Source organism: Mesorhizobium sp. WSM4311 (genome assembly GCF_002295115.1).
Lineage (GTDB): Bacteria > Pseudomonadota > Alphaproteobacteria > Rhizobiales > Rhizobiaceae > Mesorhizobium.
In genome coordinates this window covers 575,471-591,025 of the sequence record NZ_NSFV01000003.1, presented here as the reverse complement: position 1 = coordinate 591,025, position 15,555 = coordinate 575,471, and the positions used below count along the sequence as shown (strand labels likewise).

The window sequence follows — 15,555 nt, the reverse complement described above, 5'->3', positions numbered from 1 at the left end:
GGCGGTACTCAAACACTGCCGCCGGCGGACGCTGGAGATCAGCCAGCTAAAACGCTTTGAACGAGTTGGTTTTTGAGGACTTCGCCGCGCCGGTCATAGTTGCGGATGCGCTCCACAAGCTCGGCGAGCTCAGCATTAAAAGCATCGATCTCGGCCGACATGTTGGCGATGTATATATCATCGCGAAAGACGCGGACGGTCAGCATGGGGAGCTTCGGCCAATAGCTGACGAAATCCCACCACTCGCGGCCGGAAATCCAGATATTGCCTTGCACCTGCGCCTTGTGCTCGGGAGGGAGCTTCCCGCTCATCAGGCGTTCGATCTGGATATCGGGCAGGGCGGTCTTGATCTCGAGGCCGCCTTCGTCGCCGACCAGGCTGTCAGGGCTCGCGCCCTTGTCGCCGTTGCGGATGAAGCCAACGCGCCGGATATCGGCGTCGTGGATGAAAGCGTAGGTTTCCCGCGCCTCGTCCTCCATCGTCTTTCCGCGGTCCATGTGCGGCGTCGTGAAGGATTCCATGGGCTCACCGGTCAAAAGCTCGCCGGCCAACTGGCGCAGATATTTGGAGCGCGTCTTTCCTTCACCCTTTGCCATTACGGTTGCGAATTTCGAGGCGGTCGGGATGCCAGCGCGGCAGGCGAACCACTCGGTTGAGCCTTGCTCGCAGTCGAAAATCTGCATCATGGCTTGGCCTTCCTCTGCTGGAGGACGCCGATAGCCTTGTCGTAGTGGACGGCCAGCATATCGCCGACCGCTTCGACCTTCGCCCACTGGCAGAATTTCACGATATCGGTTTCGGTCTCGTCGATGAGCTTCAGGATGGTGTCGCGCTGTTCGGTGGTGATCCGGTCCTCGACCTTTTCGTCAGCCTTCAGCCCGTCGTCGTCGTGGCTGACCGACAGGCCGAGCGCGATTTTCAACGTGTAGCGCTGGAGGTATGTCGTGGTCGACGCGATAGCCTGGAGGCTGTTCTTGCCGGCGCCGTTGTCGGCGGGGCCGGCAAGCGGGGTGCGTGTGAAATGCCCGTCGACATGCTCCAGAATGCAGGTGATCGTGATGGGCCGGTCGGGGCCGTTGTCGCTCTCGTATCGGTAGCTCAGGCCGTATTTGGTTAGGACGGGCGTCACCTGCTTTTCGATGCCGGCAAGGTCTTCGTGCCTGTAATAGACGCGCTCTTTGCCGCTCGGCGTGTAGTCCACGGCGCGCGTCCGCATGATCGGGCCAAGTTCCGCCTTGGCCGCCGACACTGCCTTGGTGAACGCTAACTTGGCGTTGCGTGCTTCCTCGCGGTCGCGAAGGTCCATCATCTGCTTGAGGATTTCGGCAGAGACGCCCTTTTCGAGCGCGAGGCCAACCATCTCCATGGGCGTCATTTCCCGGCGCTCGCCGGGGACGACGGCAACCGGGCCGGCGATCTGCGCCGCGTCATGCTCGACAAGGGCCTGTGAGGCGAGGGCGCTCATGCAAATTTCCTTTCCTGATAAGGCAGGTTTTCCGCTGCCCATTGGTCGTAGAGAGTGAGCCAACGACGGCGCGCCGTGCGCAGTTCATCGGCGGGCGGCCCATAGCCGGAGAGCTTGGCGAATTCGGCGTCTTGGATGAGCGTGGCGAGCGCTGACAGCTGTTCTTCAACGGGTTTGTCGGCGATTGCCGCATCAACGTGCTCGGAGAAGAAGACCGGAGCGCCCATCACAGCGCCTCGTCCGTCTCAGGGTCGACCTCGAGCAGGTCGAGGTCTGCGGCAGGAATGCCGCGCTTCAATTGGTCAAGGGTCAGCTGCCCGACGCGGTAATAGCGGCCGCTTGCTGCGACAGTATATTCGGTCCCCAGCAGTCCACCAAAAATCTTGGTGACGATGCGGAAGTCCGCGCTTTCTGCGATGGCTTGGCGAAGGTGGGCGTTCATTGCCGGTCCTCATCTGGTGTTGATGAGGATATTACCATCATGGTAGCAAATGGCAATAGCTAAATACCATGATGGTACGTTTTGTTCTGCGAGCCAACATTCGAAGCCGAATCGTGCCCGACAAAAAGGTCACCAAAGCGGGCTGGTTGCGGGCCGATTGGAGTTCCGTAGCCACAAGAACGGCAGCTCTCAAGCTGTCAGGAATTGGCCAGACCGCAATCACTCCTGAAGGTACTTGTCAGGAGCCTCGTCAGGCGGACATCTCGGCTGGTCGTTGACTCTGTGTCATAGGAAGTCTTTCCTATCGCCGTTAACAACGAGCGCCAGGGAGGCGACATGAGTGCAATGTACGTCGTTCAGTCTTTCATCGCAGGTAAGCGCGGCCAGCTGCAGGCCGACAGCCCCATCCAAGCGAATAGCCCCGGCCATGCGCGCAGCCTTGCGCAGCGTCTGGCCGTGCGGAAGGCGCTTGTGGTTGCGTTCCAGCGGGAAGGCGATCCGAAAACCGGCGAGTGGGAAGACGCCAAGCTAATTGAAGCCTTCGGCCCGGTGCCGGACGAGGTCAAGGAAATGGACCGCGTCCAGTAGCAAATCGCATCGGAGGGGCATCGACCATGATCAAGGTCAAGCCGCGGTACAGAACGCGGAACGAGCAGATTGTTGCGGATCTGCGAAACTCGGCGGGCGCCGGTCCGCCGATCGATCCAGAGATGAAGGTGAAGCGCCTTACAGCCGAAGTGGCTATCGAGATGGCGCTTTTACACGGCGGTGAGTGGCGGGTGCGGATCGATCATCGGGAAGGGGTGGTGATGGTTGCTCGTCGCGGTCGTCGACGAACACTTTGACCGCGGAGACGGCGCGACCGAGATCCTCACCATCGACGCCGAATCGCAAGAGCGCCGACCGGAGCGCTCTTTCGGCATCGACTGCTGGCGGCCCGAAAAGGTCGGCCACCTGGCAACCCACCGCATGCGCAAGGGCCTCAAGGTATCCTTTACCCCACTCGCGCTCTCCCGTCTCGATACGTGAGATTGTTGCTGCCGCCAGTCCGATTTCATCAGACAGCGCTTGCTGCGTTGGGAATTTCGTCTCGCGCCACTCTTGGAGGTAAACCTTCGCCTCGGGAGCGGCGTCCAGTTTGAACCGGGCTACCATTTTTCGAGGTTACCAAGATGGCTGAAAACGGTATTCAACCATGTTGGTAATTCCTGCTTGCAGGAATAATACCATGATGGTACAGATACCTCATGGAACAACTGCGCGATTGGCGAAAAGCCAAAGGGATTTCGACGACTGAGGCCGGCGCACTGATTGAGGTCAGCGGCGTCCAATGGTCCAGGATGGAGAACGGCTCGCGTTCCGTGGCGGCCGACAAAGTTCTCGATGTCGAGCGTGTCACTGGGGTATCCCGCCATCACCTGCGCCCTGACATCTTCGGACCGGCTCCGAGTTCGGAGCGCGCAGCATGACCGGCATCACCGAAACCAGCCAGACTGTCGCCGCCGGCCAGCTGCGTGCCTTCATCGAGCGTATCGAGCGCGTCGAGGAAGAAATCAAAACGCTCAACGCCGACAAGTCCGAGATCTACAAGGAGTTGCGCGGCGTCGGGTTCGACGTGAAGGCTGTTCGTCAGTGTGTCGCAGCTCGCAAGCTGGACATCGCCGAGCGCGAAGAGCGCAATGCGATTTTCGACCTGTATTGGGAGGCCCTTACGGGCGCCTCTCGCGTGCACGTGCACGAGGAGCCTAAGCCCACAGCCACTAAAACCCGCGCGGACAAGGCTTCTAGCGCAAAGACACCCAAGCTGGACACTGACGTTCCGCACGACGCCGAAACCGGCGAGATTTTCGAACAGAATTCGTCCGCTCCGACCTCCTCCCCGGAGCAGACGGACCAGCCCGGCACGGAACCTCCTCCCTCCGTGTCGGGCGCCAATTCCGAGATTCCTGACCACGCCACTTCGGGGGCTGCTGACGGCCAGCCCAGCAAACCAAGCTCGGAAGCTGCTCGCGCAAAAAATGATGGTCCTCAGAAGGCCGTCATTGGTCAGGAAGGGCCTGTACGGGGCCATTCCGAGCAAGCCGTCACCATTTCGGAAGCCGATGTTCCGGCATTCCTCAAGAAGGCACCGTCGCCAGCGCCAAACCCCGATTGCCAGAAACCGCAGTCGTGCCGTTGGTCGCATAGCCAGGCCTCCTGCGCAAAGTGCGCCAATGACGCCGCCATCGCACGGCAGCGGGGGAGGGCAGCGTGACCTGCCTTGCCATCTATCTCTACGTTGCAGGTTCATTGCTGGCGGTCCAGTACAGCCACGAGATCGGCGACGGACGGCTGTCGATTGGCACCGTCGCGCTCGCCTTGTTCTGGCCTGTCACGATCCCCTTTGTTTGGTGCTGGGGCATCGTTCAGACGGTTATCGACGCGGTGCGGTCATGAGCGCGTCATTCGTCATCACTTGCACCTGTGACGGTACCTGGACCGCTCGCGATCCTGAAACCGGGGCGTTTGCCACCGGTGCCACGCGTTCCAAGGCTGAGGCGGAGTTGCGCCGCCTCATCGCCACCGCGAGGGAGGCTGCATGATTGTCGTTCGCCCCCCTCATTGCTACCCGCGCATCCAGTTCTTCCAGGAGCCTGCGCGCGGCCTGACCAATCGTCTCGAACTCACTGTTTGTATCGTGTCTGTGGGGCCTTTCCATGTTGTTCGATCCTCTCTGGAGCCGCCACCAGGCGGGCTCTCCGCTCTTCCGCGAAGTCGACCCGATGTCGACGCCCCGGCTGGCTGGACTTCAATCCAGCATGGGGCAACACAGAATGTCTTCGACCTTCGACCACAAAACTTTGCGGCTCGACATGGATGGCTTTTGCCGGTTCGCGCGGCGGGCGTTTCCGTCTTCGACCGCGGCACATCTCGCCAGCGTCGTCGGCGCCACAATGTCGACGGCAGAGAAATGGCTCAGCGGCCACACACGACCATCGGGCGAGCATCTTGCCGCAATGATTTCCGCCTTCGGCCCGGCCTTCCTTGCCGAAGCAGTTCCATCAACCCGCCAGTGGGCCGCGCCGATCATCGAGCGCGCAAGGCTCGCTGAAATCTCACGGCAGCTTTCCGAGATCTTGGAGGCTGCGGAATGATCCGAAGGAGGTTGCAATGCCAGCGTTCCAGCATTGCTGCCGGTACTTTGCCGCGAGGCCGAAGTGACCGGCTACACCCAATCCGAAATCGACAGCATTGCAGGCTGGCTAAGGGCAGGGGATTCCGCCTCCAAAGCCGCCGCCAAGCTGTCAGCGATGCGAGGCCGAACGGTCTCACGCAATGCCATCATCGGCATCGTTCACCGCAACGCTAAGCTCGCTGCAATCGGTTTTGGCCGCGCCAAATTATCGCCTGCATCCGAAGGGACCTGCACGTACACGCCCGAGGAAATGAAGCTGGTCGCCGACTGCCTGAAGGCGAAGAAGAACTACGTCCACATCGCGCAGCGGCTTGCCCTTAAGAGCGGGCGGGTCATCTCACGTTTTGGGGTGAAGAGCCTTATCCGGCGCACCCCGGAACTCAACGAGATAGGCTTCAGAGGCAAAAAGGGCCGGCCTAGCGACAGGAAGAAGGCGGCGCCCGGCCAACTGCCTGGCAGGCTGTTCATTGCGGCCACAGCAGACATTGATCGTGATCCGAGCGCTTTCGAGTATCTCACGCGGCCGGCTGTGCGGGCTTTGGCGCCGCAGCCGCATTTCGCGGCGATGCGGTTCGTTGACTGCCTTCCAGCCCGCTGCCGGGCTCCGCTCAGCTATGACCTCGAGGAGCGGCCCGGTCCGGATATGCTGTGCTGCGGTCATCTCGCCGTCCAGGCGCGCCCATACTGCGCCTACCACGAAATCAGGCTGACCGCCCGCAGGCCTGAGTTCATTGCGGAGGCGGCATGATCTCCGCCGGCCAGCCCATCACCTATGACGTCAAGCTTTCGACGGTGCGCGCGCTCATCGCCGGAAAGCAGGATTGGCTTTCCCGGTTTGCGTCTGGGAAGGCCAAGCGGCCTGATCACGAGATCGACCAGAAGCGAACGGAACTCTTGGTGCTCGGCACCATCGCCGAGGACTACGAGCGCGCGGTTGAAGTCACCAAGGCGAGGACGGCGGGATGATCGAACCTTTGATCATCGATAGTTTCGCCGGCGGCGGCGGCGCATCTACCGGCATTGAGATGGCGCTAGGCCGCTCACCGGACATCGCCATCAATCACAATGCCGCAGCTCTGGCGCTTCATGAAGCGAACCATCCCGAGACGCTGCACCTGTCGGAAAACGTCTACAAGGTCGACCCGCTGGACTACCTGAGGCGCAAGCACATCGGCCTCGCCTGGTTCTCCCCCGACTGCAAGCACTTCTCGAAAGCGAAAGGCGGCAAGCCGGTCGAGCGTAACGTGCGTGATCTCGCCTGGATCATTCCGGGCTGGGTCGAGCGGATTCAGAAGAGTGGCGGCAAGGTCGACGTCGTCATCCTCGAAAACGTCGAGGAGTTTCAGGATTGGGGACCGCTGGTCGAAACCGATCGCGGGCTTATGCCTGATCCAGCCGCGCGCGGTCAAACCTTCCTGAAATGGTGCAAGGCGATTCGTCGCCTTGGTGGCAAGATCGAGTGTCGCGAACTGCGCGCCTGCGACTATGGCGCGCCTACGATCCGCAAGCGCTTCTTTGCCATCATCCGGTTCGACAAGCTGCCGATCGTCTGGCCGAAGCCTTCTCATGGCAAGCCCGATGATGCGGACGTCATCGCCGGCCGCAAGCTTCCGTGGCGTATGTCTGCCGAGGTGATCGACTGGACGTTGCCTTGCCCGTCGATCTTCGACAGCGGCGCCGAGATAATGGAGAAACATGGCCTGCGGGCGAACCGTCCGCTCGCCGAAGCGACCATGAACCGCGTCGCGCGTGGCGTCGACCGCTACGTGCTGAAGTCCCGAAAGCCGTTTCTAGTCAACCTCACACATGGGGCTCGGCTGGAATCGATCGACGAACCTTTCAACACCATCACCGGCGCCCATCGTGGCGAGAAGGCCATCGTCGCGCCGTCGGTCATCCGCTTCAACGCAGGCGCCACAGGCCATGATGTGCGGGAGCCGCTGGCGACCGTAACCGCCAACAGTTTCAAGAAGCGCCAGGGCGGAGCTGCGCCGCTGGGCTTGGTTGCGCCGGTGCTCTCCTACGCCCAGCAGGGCGGCGCCAACCGCAGCGTTGAGGATCCGGCCCACACTATAACCGCCAGCACGAAAGATCAGAATGCGATCATCGCGCCCTACTTGGTACCGCGCTATGGCGAGCGGGAAGGGCAAGCGCCCCGCACGCTGCCGGCGGACGCGCCGATGCCGACCATCGTGCCGACATCGAACCAAGGCTCGCTGGCGGCAGTCTACCTCGCACAGAACAACACTGGCGTAGTCGGGCACCATCCCGAGGAACCCCTATCTACCATAGTGCAGAAGGGGTGCACGCAATCTGTCATCGCCGCCTCACTGGTGAGCTTGAAGGGTAGCGATCGCCGCGACAGCCCCATCGATGCGCCGCATCCGACAGTGCTTGCCGGCGGCGGCCATTCCGCGCTCTTGATGCCGTTCATCAGCAAATACTATGGGGTCGAGCAGGAATCGGGGCTCGACGAGCCTCTGCACACGACTACCGCCAAGGCCAGGTTCGGCTACATCGAAGCCGATGTCAGCTTGCCGCCGTTCACCGAGGCGCAGGAGGCGCGAGCCCGCCAGGTCGCCGACTTCATGCGCGCGCATGGGCATTGGGACGAGCGCGAGTTCGTGACCGTAGAGATCGGCGGCGAGGTCTACACGATCGTCGACATCGGTATGCGCATGCTGAAACCGCGCGAGCTATTCTCAGCCCAAGGCTTCCCGCCCGACTACAAGATCGAGATCGAGTTCAACGGCAAGCCGCTACCCATGAGCAGCCAGATTGAATGCTGCGGCAACAGCGTCTCGCCGCCCATGGCAAAAGCCTTAGTCGCTGCCAACTGCAACCACCTTATTCGATACCAGGAGGCTGCGGAGTGAAATCAATTGTTACCCTGGAGTGGCAGCTTGAGCAGTCGTCTCTTCTCGGTCTGCTTTTCATCAAGCACCGTGTACCGAACATCGAGATAAGCGGTTGCCAGGGGACGCTCCGTAGCGATGTACATCGTGAACTTGCGTTCGCTTGCCTCCAACTCGTCAAGCCCGATGGAACCCGGCGACGGCTTGGAGACATCAGGGACAGAATACCAACCAATGATCGGAGGGGGATAGCTCGCAACAGCTGGCGGAAAGAAGACGACACCGTCGCCGCTTCCGTCGGCAACTTCACGGATTCTGATGTCGTATGGACCGTCGATTATTGTGCGGACGTCCACTTGGTAAATTTGGCGACCCTTGTAGGAGTATTCCTGCAGTTCGAAAGAACTCATGGTTGGACCAAATCGAACGTTCCGCTTGAACATTTGTTCAAGAAAATATCTCGTTCCCTCCCCAAAGACGGACCCGAGGATACCAATAACAACTTCCATTGCCGACCACCCCCCATTTCTGGGAATTCCATCACAGCGTTGGCACCAATGCAATCTGCGGCCGAAAACGTGATCGGACCCACAAAGCTTTTTATCGACGCAGCGGGCGCCGTTGACCGTCCCGAGGCGGTCCAATGAAAACCTCCTGCCCGCACTGCCATGGTGTTTTCGAGGACGGCCACGCCGGCGGCGCCTATTTGCGTGACGAACAGGCGCTTGCTGCCATCATCCTGTGGGGCTCGGGCCAGTTCAACACAGCCGACATCGCCAAGGCGCTGCAGTGCCGCGAGGATGCTGTTTATCGGACCCTGCAGATGGCCAAGGACGGCGGACGTCCTGATCGGAGGGCAGGGTGAGCAAGCGCCTTCCCTACATGCCGCTCTGGGTCGACGACTACCAGCGCGACACTCGCCACCTCACCACCGAGGAGCACGGCGCCTATCTGCTCCTGCTCATGGCGGCTTGGGCTTCGCCCACCAATTCCCTGCCCGACGACGATGACATGCTGGCGCGCGTCGCCGGCGTGTCTCTCGCCCGTTGGAGAAAGATGAAAGCCATTGTCATGGCCTTCTGGAGCCTCGACGGTCGGAGCAAAAGGTGGGCGCAAAAACGCCTCAAGAAAGAGAGGCGATTGGCGGTCGGTAGAAAGGCGAAGGCGAGCAATGCTGCCGCAAGCCGTTGGGAAGACAAGAGAAAGGATGATGCTCAAGCGATGCTCGGGCAATGCCATCCTTCCATAACCATCAAAGAAAAACCTACCGGTTTTTCAGAGCGCGCAGGCGCGCCGAAAAAATCCCGCAGACAGAAAATCGAGGAGGCTTTCGCCGATGCATAACCTCGTGGCCAAAGATGATTTCGACAAGCTGCCGGAAAAGTACCGGGACCGTGCCAGGGCGATCAAAGCCCGCGTTGCCGAGATCGACGGGCTGATGGTTCCGTGCCAGCCGCAGGACGTTCGCGCCTCGGTGGTCCGCATGGCCGGACAGTTCCGCGATCAGCCGGATATCGACCACGCCGACATGGCAGGAGAATTCCTCGCCGCATGCCGCGACCTGCCGGCATGGGCAATCTGCGAAGCAGCCAGCGACTTTCTTGCTGGTCGGGTCGACAATCACACCGGGCAGTTCATGCCGACATGCGCCGAGTTCGCCAAGCGGGCGAGGGCGATCATGATGCCGTTCCTTTCCGAGCGGGCCGCGCTGCGCACTGAAGCCTCGAAGCTGATCGAGCGCGCGACCGACGACCATAAGCGCCACCTGATCGAGATGGAACGGCAAGATCCTGGTGTACGCAGCCGGGTAGCCGCCTTGGCCGAAGCCGTCACCGCCGGCGCGGCGAAGCGGCAGAGCTTGCCTCACCTGGGGCTGAACGAAGCCGAGCAAAAGCTCATCGACGTGCTCAAGCGGCCTCGTCAGGAAATCTCGAAACTTGAACAAACCAAAATCGTGAAAGGTCGGTCATGAGCAATTCAGCAAAATGGTTCATCGCCAGAATCGGCATGGGCGGCGCGAAGGCGGCCAAGGATCGCATCGGGACGCCGGAAGAGCGGAAGGGTGAGATCGTTGCCGAAAGGTCGATCCGCGACGCTGGCTTCGAGTGCTATTATCCCCGCATGCACAAGGAGATCATCCATCACCGGACGAAGGTGCGCATTGTGCGCCGCTTCCCGCTGTTCACCGGCTACATCTTCGTTGCGCTGCCCTCAGCCAACGGGGAGTACCTGAAGGACTGCGATGGGCTCGGCCGCTTGCTCAGCTACGATGGCGAGTTCGGCAAGCCTTGGCAAGTTCCGACTGGCGCGGTCGAGGGTTACATGCGCGCCGAAGCCGATCTCGAGTTCGATGACACCAAGGAATCGAGGATCAAGCGGAAACTCGAAGGCAAGACCAGGCGCGAGACGATCGCCATGACGTTCCCTGAAGGGCAAGCCATCCGCGTCAAGCAGGATTGGCAGCATATGCTCGCCGGCTTTCACGGCGAGGTGGTCAGTGTGACCGGGCGCGGGACCGTTAAGAGCATGATCGAACTGTTTGGCCGGCTGGTGGCCGCTGAATTCGATGCCGACGATATCGAGCCATATCCGTCCCGTGCGGCCTGAGCTTCGGCGACAGGGGTGGTTGGCGCGTACCGCGTTAATACCTGGTCGACCCTTCGTGGGCTCCATGGTGAAAGCGCATTTGACGGCTCACGACGTCGGATTCAACATACCCGGAACGGCGGCCACGACGCCCGCGTGCATTTCTGGACGACGGCAACTACGCGCCATATGTACAAAGCCTTGCGCCAGAGGGAGGCAATCTGGCGAAGAGCCGAACCCCGTCGGGGGGGCAGTCAGCATCGGAAAATATTGCGCCAAAGGCCCGAGAGATCGGCAGCGTTCTCGATTTGATTCTGATACGTTCCTTAAGCAAAACAGTTTTTTAACAGCCTGCTATTTAGATTAGGTCGCTGTGCGGACTGAGACAGACTCTTGTCAGGTCCATATTACCCTAATCCGGTGCAAGGGAGTATCCTTGAATGAAGAGCCGATTGCTTTGGGGTCTTGTGTGCGGCGCAGCAGTGGCAACGCTACACATCGTAAGCTTACCTGCGATCAGTACTGCCGCGGAAATGGTCGTAGTTCCGCTCAACGTGGACGTGTACGACCATCCGGGCGGCGAAGGGAAGCCTCGGAAGAAGAACTTACGGGCCAACAGCAGCGTCACCCTCCTGGTCAAGCGGAAGGACCATTGGTGCCAGGTCGAAGGGGACGCGGTGCCCGGGGGAAAGGGCTGGGTATGGTGCGGCATAGGCGGCGACCAGAAAAATTATGCGCTTATGCCGGCTCGAACGGGAACAATCCCGATTAGCCAAATCCCGGGAGCTACCGGAGAGGTGCTCCCAGCTGGCTCAAGTGGCGGGGGAGGGCCAGGAACTCCATAGGGATCCCCTTGCACTTCTACCCAAGCAGAAAGATTTTCGCGAGCGGAGCAGGAAACAATGGAGCAGATCAGACAGTACCTCTTAGTCGTGGCAATTTGCGGGTTCGGCGTGACTACTCACCAAGCGCTCGCTGCCCCGGCTGAGGAGCACCATACGCTCACGCTCACCCCAAACTCGGCGTGGGATTCGTGGCAGGACCGACTTTTTCATGATACGCCAGTCATCGGCACTTTTACGGGCCATGGGGTTACCTGCGTTAAGTATAACGCGTTTCCAGGACCCATTCAGGGGAAAGTGGGTTTTGGTCAAGGGGAATGGGGCAGCGACCCTTGCATGTCGTTCATCGTCGAGCACACGGTGGGATTCGATACAGGGCCATACAAGCAAATCCCGAGCAAACGACTTGATCGGGTCGTCCTGACATATGACGAGGCTCCGTTCGCGAACTGCACAGTGTTTGTTGGCTCGCCCTACAGTAATTGTTGGCAGGGCGGGAGCGGTGCGGCGGTCGACAAGCCTACAGGGTGTGTCACGGTCCGTGTCCCCAATATCGATTGGCAGAACCGGGGAGGGCCCAAAGGTTTGATGCCGTTCAACACCAAGCCGGGAACGACCCAGATTCGCCGCGGCGAGTGGGACGTGACAGAAGCCTTCCGATGGCAGGCCGATTCGGGTATGCCAATTGGTGGGAATCCTGGTTTCGGTTTCACCCTCGGGTCACCTTTTACATCCACCAAGAAGTTGACCGCAGAGGACAACACCGTGTGCGTGTCGGATGTGAAAAACGTTCGACTGATCGTGAGCTATACGACCTTTCCGAACGACGTTTTTGTCCAACCGAAATAGGCTGCTACTGACCGTGGCGATCGCAAGTCCGTAGCGCCGCCTATCGCGCGAATTTCGATTTTCCGTAAGATAGAGTTCGGAACGCATCAGGAACATCGCTTGCACTCTGGCGCAGATGATTTATCATCTGCGGTCAGGTGATTTGGCTGTTCTGTAGCGGACCTCCATCGGAGGGAACACTCGCCGGGCCGCAGAGGGAAGTTTCACCGCCCCTCGATTGGCGCAGCATGTCTGATTAGTCCAACCCCAACTGTTCTTTCAACCGATCAATCCGGATCGAAGCCTCTGCCTTGGTGAGCGCGTCGTCAAACGCGTGGGGGTCTTTGGCCTGCTCACAGAGCGTTTTGAGGTAGGAAGCCTGTGCCCCAGTCATGGGCTCGTCGCCGCTGACCCAGTCTTGCGGGTCTTTCTCCGCGTTGGATGAAGGATTCATTTTTAGGTTATCGTTGTCTGACATTGCGACCTCCAATTATTTGGTCAAACAAACCCAGAACAAATAGGTTCCACGATGGCGCTCACCCAAAAGCGGCGTCCCTTGCCCCCGATCGAATTGCTTGAAGTGGACGAGATCAAGTTCGGGCCTTCAGTCGACCTTATCCACTGGGCGCGCGACACCTTCATTGCCGATGATGCCTCACTTCGCAACGATGACCACCGCCATCTCAATCAGGCAACCATCGGCGCGCTCTGGACGAACGTTCCAAACGGCAGGGCAGGGCGTTCAGTAATCGGCCAGGCCGAACGGGGATTGCCGCCGGCCGGCAAATGGCTCCGGGCTCGCATCGAGCGGCAGATCCTCGACTGGTTCGGCCAGGTGCCGGATTTCATCCTGACATTCGACGCCCACTACGCCAGGCAATGCAGCGATGCCGAGTTCTGCGCCCTGGTCGAGCACGAGCTCTACCACTGCGGGCAAGAGCGCGACCTGTTCGGACAACCGAAGTTCCGCAAGAGCGGATTACCGGCTTTCAGCATTCGCGGTCACGACGTGGAAGAGTTCGTCGGCGTGGTCAGGCGGTACGGCGCAGATGCGGCCAGCGTTCGCGAGTTGGTTGACGCGGCAAAGGCTGGGCCGGAAATCGCCAATGTAAGCATAGCCCAGGCCTGCGGGACCTGTCGCCTCCGCGTCGCGTGACCCTTGATGGCATCCTGAAAAGCAGATGGCCCGAGCAAAACTCAATCCGGAGCAGCAAACCTACGTGGTTCAAGCGCTCGCCTGCTTCGATAGCCCGACGGTGGTCGCGGCCGCGCTCAAGAAGGATTACGCGGTCACGCTGACGCCCCAGGCTGTGGAATGCTACGATCCGACTAAGAAGGCCGGATCAAACCTTTCGCTCAAATGGCGGTCGCTGTTCGAGGAAACTCGCAAGACCTTCCTGGAGGACACGGCGACCATCGCAATCAGCCATCGCGCCGTTCGTCTCCGCGCCCTTCAGCGCATGGCCGACAAGGCCGAGACAATGGGCAACATGAGCCTGGCCGCGCAACTGCACAAGCAGGCGGCCGAGGAAATCGGCAACGCGTACACCAATCGCCGGGAATTGACCGGGAAGGATGGAAAGGATTTGCCGGTGCCAGTTTCACCGGTGACGATCTTCCAGTTGCCCGACAATGGCAGGGGTTGAGCAAGGGCAGGGCGGCCCAATCATCATCAGGCCACAGCCTGGCCCACAAACAACTTTCCTTGGTTCTGCGGCCGACATCGCAATCTACGGCGGCGCGGCTGGTGGCGGCAAGACATGGGCATTGCTCATGGAGCCGCTTCGGCATGTCGCCAATCCAGGCTTTGGCGCGGTGTTCTTCCGGCGCAACCTTACCCAGGTCCGCAATGAGGGCGGCCTTTGGGATGAAAGCGAAAAGCTCTATCCGGGCCTGAACGCGCAACCGCGATCGGCGCCCGATCTAAGCTGGACGTTCCCGGCCGGCGCCACCGTCTCGTTCGCGCATCTCGAGCACGAAAAGACCATCTACAACTGGCAAGGCGCGCAGATCCCACTGATCTGCTTCGACGAGCTGACGCATTTCTCGGCCAAGCAGTTCTGGTACATGCTCAGCCGCAATCGCTCCATGTGCGGTGTGCGGCCCTACGTTCGAGCGACCTGCAACCCTGATGCCGATAGCTGGGTTGCCGAGTTCATCTCCTGGTGGATCGACCAGGAGACGGGCTTCGCAATCCCCGAGCGCGCCGGCGTCATTCGCTGGTTCATTCGCATCGGCGACACGATCATATGGGCGAGCAGCCGAGAAGAGCTTGCTCATCACGTCAATCCGATCGACGGCGAGCCGATCCCGCCGAAGTCGGTGACGTTCATCCCGGCCAAGCTCAGCGACAACGCTTTGCTGATGGCAGCGGACCCCGGCTACCTCGCCAACCTTATGGCGCAACCCACTGTCGAGCGGGAGCGCCTTCTTGGCGGCAACTGGAAAATCCGTCCGGCTGCTGGCCTGCTGTTCCAGCGCGGCTGGTGCGAGGTGGTCGACGCGGTGCCTGCGGGCGTCACATGGATGCGTGGCTGGGACTTGGCCTCGACGCCCAAGGTTGAAGGCAACGATCCTGACGGCACGGCAGGGACGAAGATCGGAAAGCTACCCGATGGCCGCTATATCGTCGGGCACCACGTCAAGGACTTCCTCTCGCCGGCCGGCGTCGAGCGCTTGATCAAGAACACGGCCGAGGCTGACGGCAGGAACGCGAAAATCTCGCTTCCGCAAGACCCGGGGCAGGCGGGTAAGTCTCAGGTGACGAACCTGGTGAAACTGCTCATCGGGTTCGATGCCAGAGCAACGCCCGAATCCGGCGACAAGGTTACGCGGTTCAGCCCGTTCTCTGCGCAGGCTGAAGCCGGGAATGTGATGGTCCTGCGAGCGCCCTGGAATGAGGCGTGGTTCTCCGCGCTCGAAGGCTTCCCGGAAGCAGCGCATGACGATGACGCCGACAGCACAAGCCGGGCATTCAACGCGCTGATCGATGCCAGCACCTACACCTTGGCGAATATCTAAAGGAAAAAGGCCCGACCGAAGCCGGGCCTCATCAAATCACGCGTCGTGATGCTCGGGCATCGCTTTCAATTGGTCCTTGGTCCACGACGTGACGGCGTGAACATCGCCATCCTCATCGCGCATGAAGTCCAACTGGCTGGCAGGTACGGAAACTGGCTTGGCGCCGATGCCGAGGAAGCCGCCGACATCGATGACGACCTGGGTTTCGGATCCCGTGCCGTGCGTATGCGAAACGCTGCCAATCTTCTCGTCATTGGGGCCATAGATCGTCGCATCCTCAAGGACGCCGGGCGTCAATTCGTTTGCAGTGAGCCTTACGTGGGCGCTGTGGTCCATTGGTG

Annotated in this window: 24 protein-coding genes and 1 pseudogene; 18 read left to right on the top strand and 7 right to left on the bottom strand. The window is 60.5% G+C overall.

The window, feature by feature from the left end:
* Positions 1 to 38: 38 nt before the first annotated feature.
* Genes CK226_RS10310 through CK226_RS10295 form a run of 4 tightly spaced genes read right to left on the bottom strand, consistent with a single transcriptional unit; the run spans position 39 to position 1,907 of the window.
* Complete coding sequence (locus CK226_RS10310; RefSeq protein WP_348629079.1) at positions 39 to 683, bottom strand: lambda exonuclease family protein; 645 nt, start codon at positions 681 to 683, stop codon at positions 39 to 41.
* The gene (locus tag CK226_RS10305; protein ID WP_179301013.1) at positions 683 to 1,465 is read right to left on the bottom strand and encodes an ERF family protein; all 783 of its coding nucleotides are present in this window, start codon (positions 1,463 to 1,465) and stop codon (positions 683 to 685) included. The genes CK226_RS10310 and CK226_RS10305 overlap by 1 nt, the downstream gene beginning before the upstream one ends.
* Positions 1,462 to 1,692: a hypothetical protein gene (locus CK226_RS10300; RefSeq protein ID WP_095791773.1), complete on the bottom strand. Its 231-nt coding sequence runs from the start codon at positions 1,690 to 1,692 to the stop codon at positions 1,462 to 1,464. Before CK226_RS10300 ends, CK226_RS10305 begins: the two co-directional genes overlap by 4 nt.
* Positions 1,692 to 1,907, bottom strand: coding sequence for a hypothetical protein (locus CK226_RS10295; protein WP_095791772.1), 216 nt, complete (start codon positions 1,905 to 1,907; stop codon positions 1,692 to 1,694). Before CK226_RS10295 ends, CK226_RS10300 begins: the two co-directional genes overlap by 1 nt.
* Before the next feature lie 336 nt (positions 1,908 to 2,243).
* Here CK226_RS10295 and CK226_RS10290 point away from each other — a divergent pair, with 336 nt between their 5' ends.
* The 10 genes and pseudogenes from CK226_RS10290 (at position 2,244) to CK226_RS10250 (ending at position 7,958) form a co-directional block, all read left to right on the top strand.
* Complete coding sequence (locus CK226_RS10290) at positions 2,244 to 2,495, top strand: hypothetical protein (protein ID WP_245437717.1); 252 nt, start codon at positions 2,244 to 2,246, stop codon at positions 2,493 to 2,495.
* A gap of 26 nt (positions 2,496 to 2,521) precedes the next feature.
* Positions 2,522 to 2,752, top strand: coding sequence for a hypothetical protein (locus CK226_RS34850; RefSeq protein ID WP_179300993.1), 231 nt, complete (start codon positions 2,522 to 2,524; stop codon positions 2,750 to 2,752).
* Positions 2,721 to 2,936, top strand: a complete 216-nt coding sequence (locus CK226_RS35490) for a hypothetical protein (protein WP_245437716.1) — start codon at positions 2,721 to 2,723, stop codon at positions 2,934 to 2,936. Before CK226_RS34850 ends, CK226_RS35490 begins: the two co-directional genes overlap by 32 nt.
* Before the next feature lie 218 nt (positions 2,937 to 3,154).
* Complete coding sequence (locus CK226_RS10280; protein WP_095791770.1) at positions 3,155 to 3,376, top strand: helix-turn-helix transcriptional regulator; 222 nt, start codon at positions 3,155 to 3,157, stop codon at positions 3,374 to 3,376.
* A pseudogene (locus CK226_RS35485) lies at positions 3,373 to 3,618 on the top strand (DUF2312 domain-containing protein); the annotation flags it as partial. The gene CK226_RS10280 and the pseudogene CK226_RS35485, both read left to right, overlap by 4 nt.
* 539 nt (positions 3,619 to 4,157) lie before the next feature.
* A complete protein-coding gene (locus CK226_RS10270; RefSeq protein ID WP_095791768.1) occupies positions 4,158 to 4,343 on the top strand; it encodes a hypothetical protein in 186 nt (61 codons plus the stop codon).
* A gap of 377 nt (positions 4,344 to 4,720) precedes the next feature.
* Positions 4,721 to 5,041, top strand: coding sequence for a hypothetical protein (locus tag CK226_RS10265; protein ID WP_095791767.1), 321 nt, complete (start codon positions 4,721 to 4,723; stop codon positions 5,039 to 5,041).
* Positions 5,042 to 5,104: 63 nt separating this feature from the next.
* A complete protein-coding gene (locus CK226_RS10260) occupies positions 5,105 to 5,830 on the top strand; it encodes a hypothetical protein (RefSeq protein ID WP_095791766.1) in 726 nt (241 codons plus the stop codon).
* Positions 5,827 to 6,048, top strand: a complete 222-nt coding sequence (locus CK226_RS10255; protein ID WP_095791765.1) for a hypothetical protein — start codon at positions 5,827 to 5,829, stop codon at positions 6,046 to 6,048. The genes CK226_RS10260 and CK226_RS10255 overlap by 4 nt, the downstream gene beginning before the upstream one ends.
* Positions 6,045 to 7,958, top strand: a complete 1,914-nt coding sequence (locus CK226_RS10250; protein WP_095791764.1) for a DNA cytosine methyltransferase — start codon at positions 6,045 to 6,047, stop codon at positions 7,956 to 7,958. Before CK226_RS10255 ends, CK226_RS10250 begins: the two co-directional genes overlap by 4 nt.
* A 2-nt stretch (positions 7,959 to 7,960) precedes the next feature.
* Here CK226_RS10250 and CK226_RS10245 read toward each other — a convergent pair whose 3' ends face one another.
* On the bottom strand, positions 7,961 to 8,380 hold the full coding sequence (locus CK226_RS10245) for a hypothetical protein (RefSeq protein WP_210202233.1): 420 nt from the start codon (positions 8,378 to 8,380) through the stop codon (positions 7,961 to 7,963).
* Positions 8,381 to 8,580: 200 nt separating this feature from the next.
* Here CK226_RS10245 and CK226_RS10240 point away from each other — a divergent pair, with 200 nt between their 5' ends.
* From CK226_RS10240 to CK226_RS10220, 5 genes are all read left to right on the top strand, one after another.
* Positions 8,581 to 8,802, top strand: coding sequence for a hypothetical protein (locus CK226_RS10240; protein ID WP_095791762.1), 222 nt, complete (start codon positions 8,581 to 8,583; stop codon positions 8,800 to 8,802).
* Entirely contained in the window at positions 8,799 to 9,281 is a 483-nt protein-coding gene (locus CK226_RS10235; protein WP_095791761.1) for a YdaU family protein, read from the top strand. The genes CK226_RS10240 and CK226_RS10235 overlap by 4 nt, the downstream gene beginning before the upstream one ends.
* The gene (locus CK226_RS10230; RefSeq protein ID WP_095791760.1) at positions 9,274 to 9,909 is read left to right on the top strand and encodes a hypothetical protein; all 636 of its coding nucleotides are present in this window, start codon (positions 9,274 to 9,276) and stop codon (positions 9,907 to 9,909) included. The genes CK226_RS10235 and CK226_RS10230 overlap by 8 nt, the downstream gene beginning before the upstream one ends.
* Positions 9,906 to 10,544 carry a transcription termination/antitermination NusG family protein gene (locus CK226_RS10225; RefSeq protein ID WP_095791759.1) on the top strand — a complete coding sequence of 213 codons (639 nt, stop codon included), beginning with the start codon at positions 9,906 to 9,908 and terminating at the stop codon, positions 10,542 to 10,544. Before CK226_RS10230 ends, CK226_RS10225 begins: the two co-directional genes overlap by 4 nt.
* Positions 10,545 to 11,425: 881 nt before the next feature.
* On the top strand, positions 11,426 to 12,214 hold the full coding sequence (locus tag CK226_RS10220) for a hypothetical protein (protein ID WP_095791758.1): 789 nt from the start codon (positions 11,426 to 11,428) through the stop codon (positions 12,212 to 12,214).
* A 235-nt stretch (positions 12,215 to 12,449) separates the two neighbouring features.
* On the opposite strand, the gene CK226_RS10215 is transcribed toward CK226_RS10220, so the two are convergent.
* Positions 12,450 to 12,671 (bottom strand): DUF3072 domain-containing protein, encoded by a 222-nt coding sequence (locus tag CK226_RS10215; RefSeq protein WP_095791757.1) that lies wholly within the window; start codon positions 12,669 to 12,671, stop codon positions 12,450 to 12,452.
* Positions 12,672 to 12,722: 51 nt separating this feature from the next.
* Between CK226_RS10215 and CK226_RS10210 the strand changes: the two genes are divergently transcribed.
* The 3 genes from CK226_RS10210 to terL are packed head-to-tail and all read left to right on the top strand — an operon-like array spanning position 12,723 to position 15,214.
* On the top strand, positions 12,723 to 13,349 hold the full coding sequence (locus CK226_RS10210; protein WP_245437715.1) for a putative metallopeptidase: 627 nt from the start codon (positions 12,723 to 12,725) through the stop codon (positions 13,347 to 13,349).
* A gap of 25 nt (positions 13,350 to 13,374) precedes the next feature.
* Positions 13,375 to 13,839, top strand: a complete 465-nt coding sequence (locus tag CK226_RS10205) for a DUF2280 domain-containing protein (RefSeq protein WP_095791756.1) — start codon at positions 13,375 to 13,377, stop codon at positions 13,837 to 13,839.
* Positions 13,826 to 15,214, top strand: coding sequence for a phage terminase large subunit (gene terL / locus CK226_RS10200; protein WP_095791755.1), 1,389 nt, complete (start codon positions 13,826 to 13,828; stop codon positions 15,212 to 15,214). The genes CK226_RS10205 and terL overlap by 14 nt, the downstream gene beginning before the upstream one ends.
* Before the next feature lie 36 nt (positions 15,215 to 15,250).
* Here terL and CK226_RS10195 read toward each other — a convergent pair whose 3' ends face one another.
* Positions 15,251 to 15,550 (bottom strand): PRC-barrel domain-containing protein, encoded by a 300-nt coding sequence (locus tag CK226_RS10195; protein ID WP_095791754.1) that lies wholly within the window; start codon positions 15,548 to 15,550, stop codon positions 15,251 to 15,253.
* Between the last annotated feature and the right edge of the window lie 5 nt (positions 15,551 to 15,555).

Excerpts from the sequence above, each read along its gene's own strand:
- CK226_RS10310 (WP_348629079.1), bottom strand. The coding sequence starts at position 683 with ATGCAGATTTTCGACTGCGAGCAAGGCTCAACCGAGTGGTTCGCCTGC.
- CK226_RS10305 (WP_179301013.1), bottom strand. The coding sequence starts at position 1,465 with ATGAGCGCCCTCGCCTCACAGGCCCTTGTCGAGCATGACGCGGCGCAG.
- CK226_RS10300 (WP_095791773.1), bottom strand. The coding sequence starts at position 1,692 with ATGGGCGCTCCGGTCTTCTTCTCCGAGCACGTTGATGCGGCAATCGCC.
- CK226_RS10295 (WP_095791772.1), bottom strand. The coding sequence starts at position 1,907 with ATGAACGCCCACCTTCGCCAAGCCATCGCAGAAAGCGCGGACTTCCGC.
- CK226_RS10290 (WP_245437717.1), top strand. The coding sequence starts at position 2,244 with ATGAGTGCAATGTACGTCGTTCAGTCTTTCATCGCAGGTAAGCGCGGC.
- CK226_RS34850 (WP_179300993.1), top strand. The coding sequence starts at position 2,522 with ATGATCAAGGTCAAGCCGCGGTACAGAACGCGGAACGAGCAGATTGTT.
- CK226_RS10280 (WP_095791770.1), top strand. The coding sequence starts at position 3,155 with ATGGAACAACTGCGCGATTGGCGAAAAGCCAAAGGGATTTCGACGACT.
- CK226_RS10265 (WP_095791767.1), top strand. The coding sequence starts at position 4,721 with ATGTCTTCGACCTTCGACCACAAAACTTTGCGGCTCGACATGGATGGC.
- CK226_RS10255 (WP_095791765.1), top strand. The coding sequence starts at position 5,827 with ATGATCTCCGCCGGCCAGCCCATCACCTATGACGTCAAGCTTTCGACG.
- CK226_RS10250 (WP_095791764.1), top strand. The coding sequence starts at position 6,045 with ATGATCGAACCTTTGATCATCGATAGTTTCGCCGGCGGCGGCGGCGCA.
- CK226_RS10245 (WP_210202233.1), bottom strand. The coding sequence starts at position 8,380 with ATGTTCAAGCGGAACGTTCGATTTGGTCCAACCATGAGTTCTTTCGAA.
- CK226_RS10240 (WP_095791762.1), top strand. The coding sequence starts at position 8,581 with ATGAAAACCTCCTGCCCGCACTGCCATGGTGTTTTCGAGGACGGCCAC.
- CK226_RS10230 (WP_095791760.1), top strand. The coding sequence starts at position 9,274 with ATGCATAACCTCGTGGCCAAAGATGATTTCGACAAGCTGCCGGAAAAG.
- CK226_RS10225 (WP_095791759.1), top strand. The coding sequence starts at position 9,906 with ATGAGCAATTCAGCAAAATGGTTCATCGCCAGAATCGGCATGGGCGGC.
- CK226_RS10220 (WP_095791758.1), top strand. The coding sequence starts at position 11,426 with ATGGAGCAGATCAGACAGTACCTCTTAGTCGTGGCAATTTGCGGGTTC.
- CK226_RS10215 (WP_095791757.1), bottom strand. The coding sequence starts at position 12,671 with ATGTCAGACAACGATAACCTAAAAATGAATCCTTCATCCAACGCGGAG.
- CK226_RS10210 (WP_245437715.1), top strand. The coding sequence starts at position 12,723 with ATGGCGCTCACCCAAAAGCGGCGTCCCTTGCCCCCGATCGAATTGCTT.
- CK226_RS10205 (WP_095791756.1), top strand. The coding sequence starts at position 13,375 with ATGGCCCGAGCAAAACTCAATCCGGAGCAGCAAACCTACGTGGTTCAA.
- terL (WP_095791755.1), top strand. The coding sequence starts at position 13,826 with ATGGCAGGGGTTGAGCAAGGGCAGGGCGGCCCAATCATCATCAGGCCA.
- CK226_RS10195 (WP_095791754.1), bottom strand. The coding sequence starts at position 15,550 with ATGGACCACAGCGCCCACGTAAGGCTCACTGCAAACGAATTGACGCCC.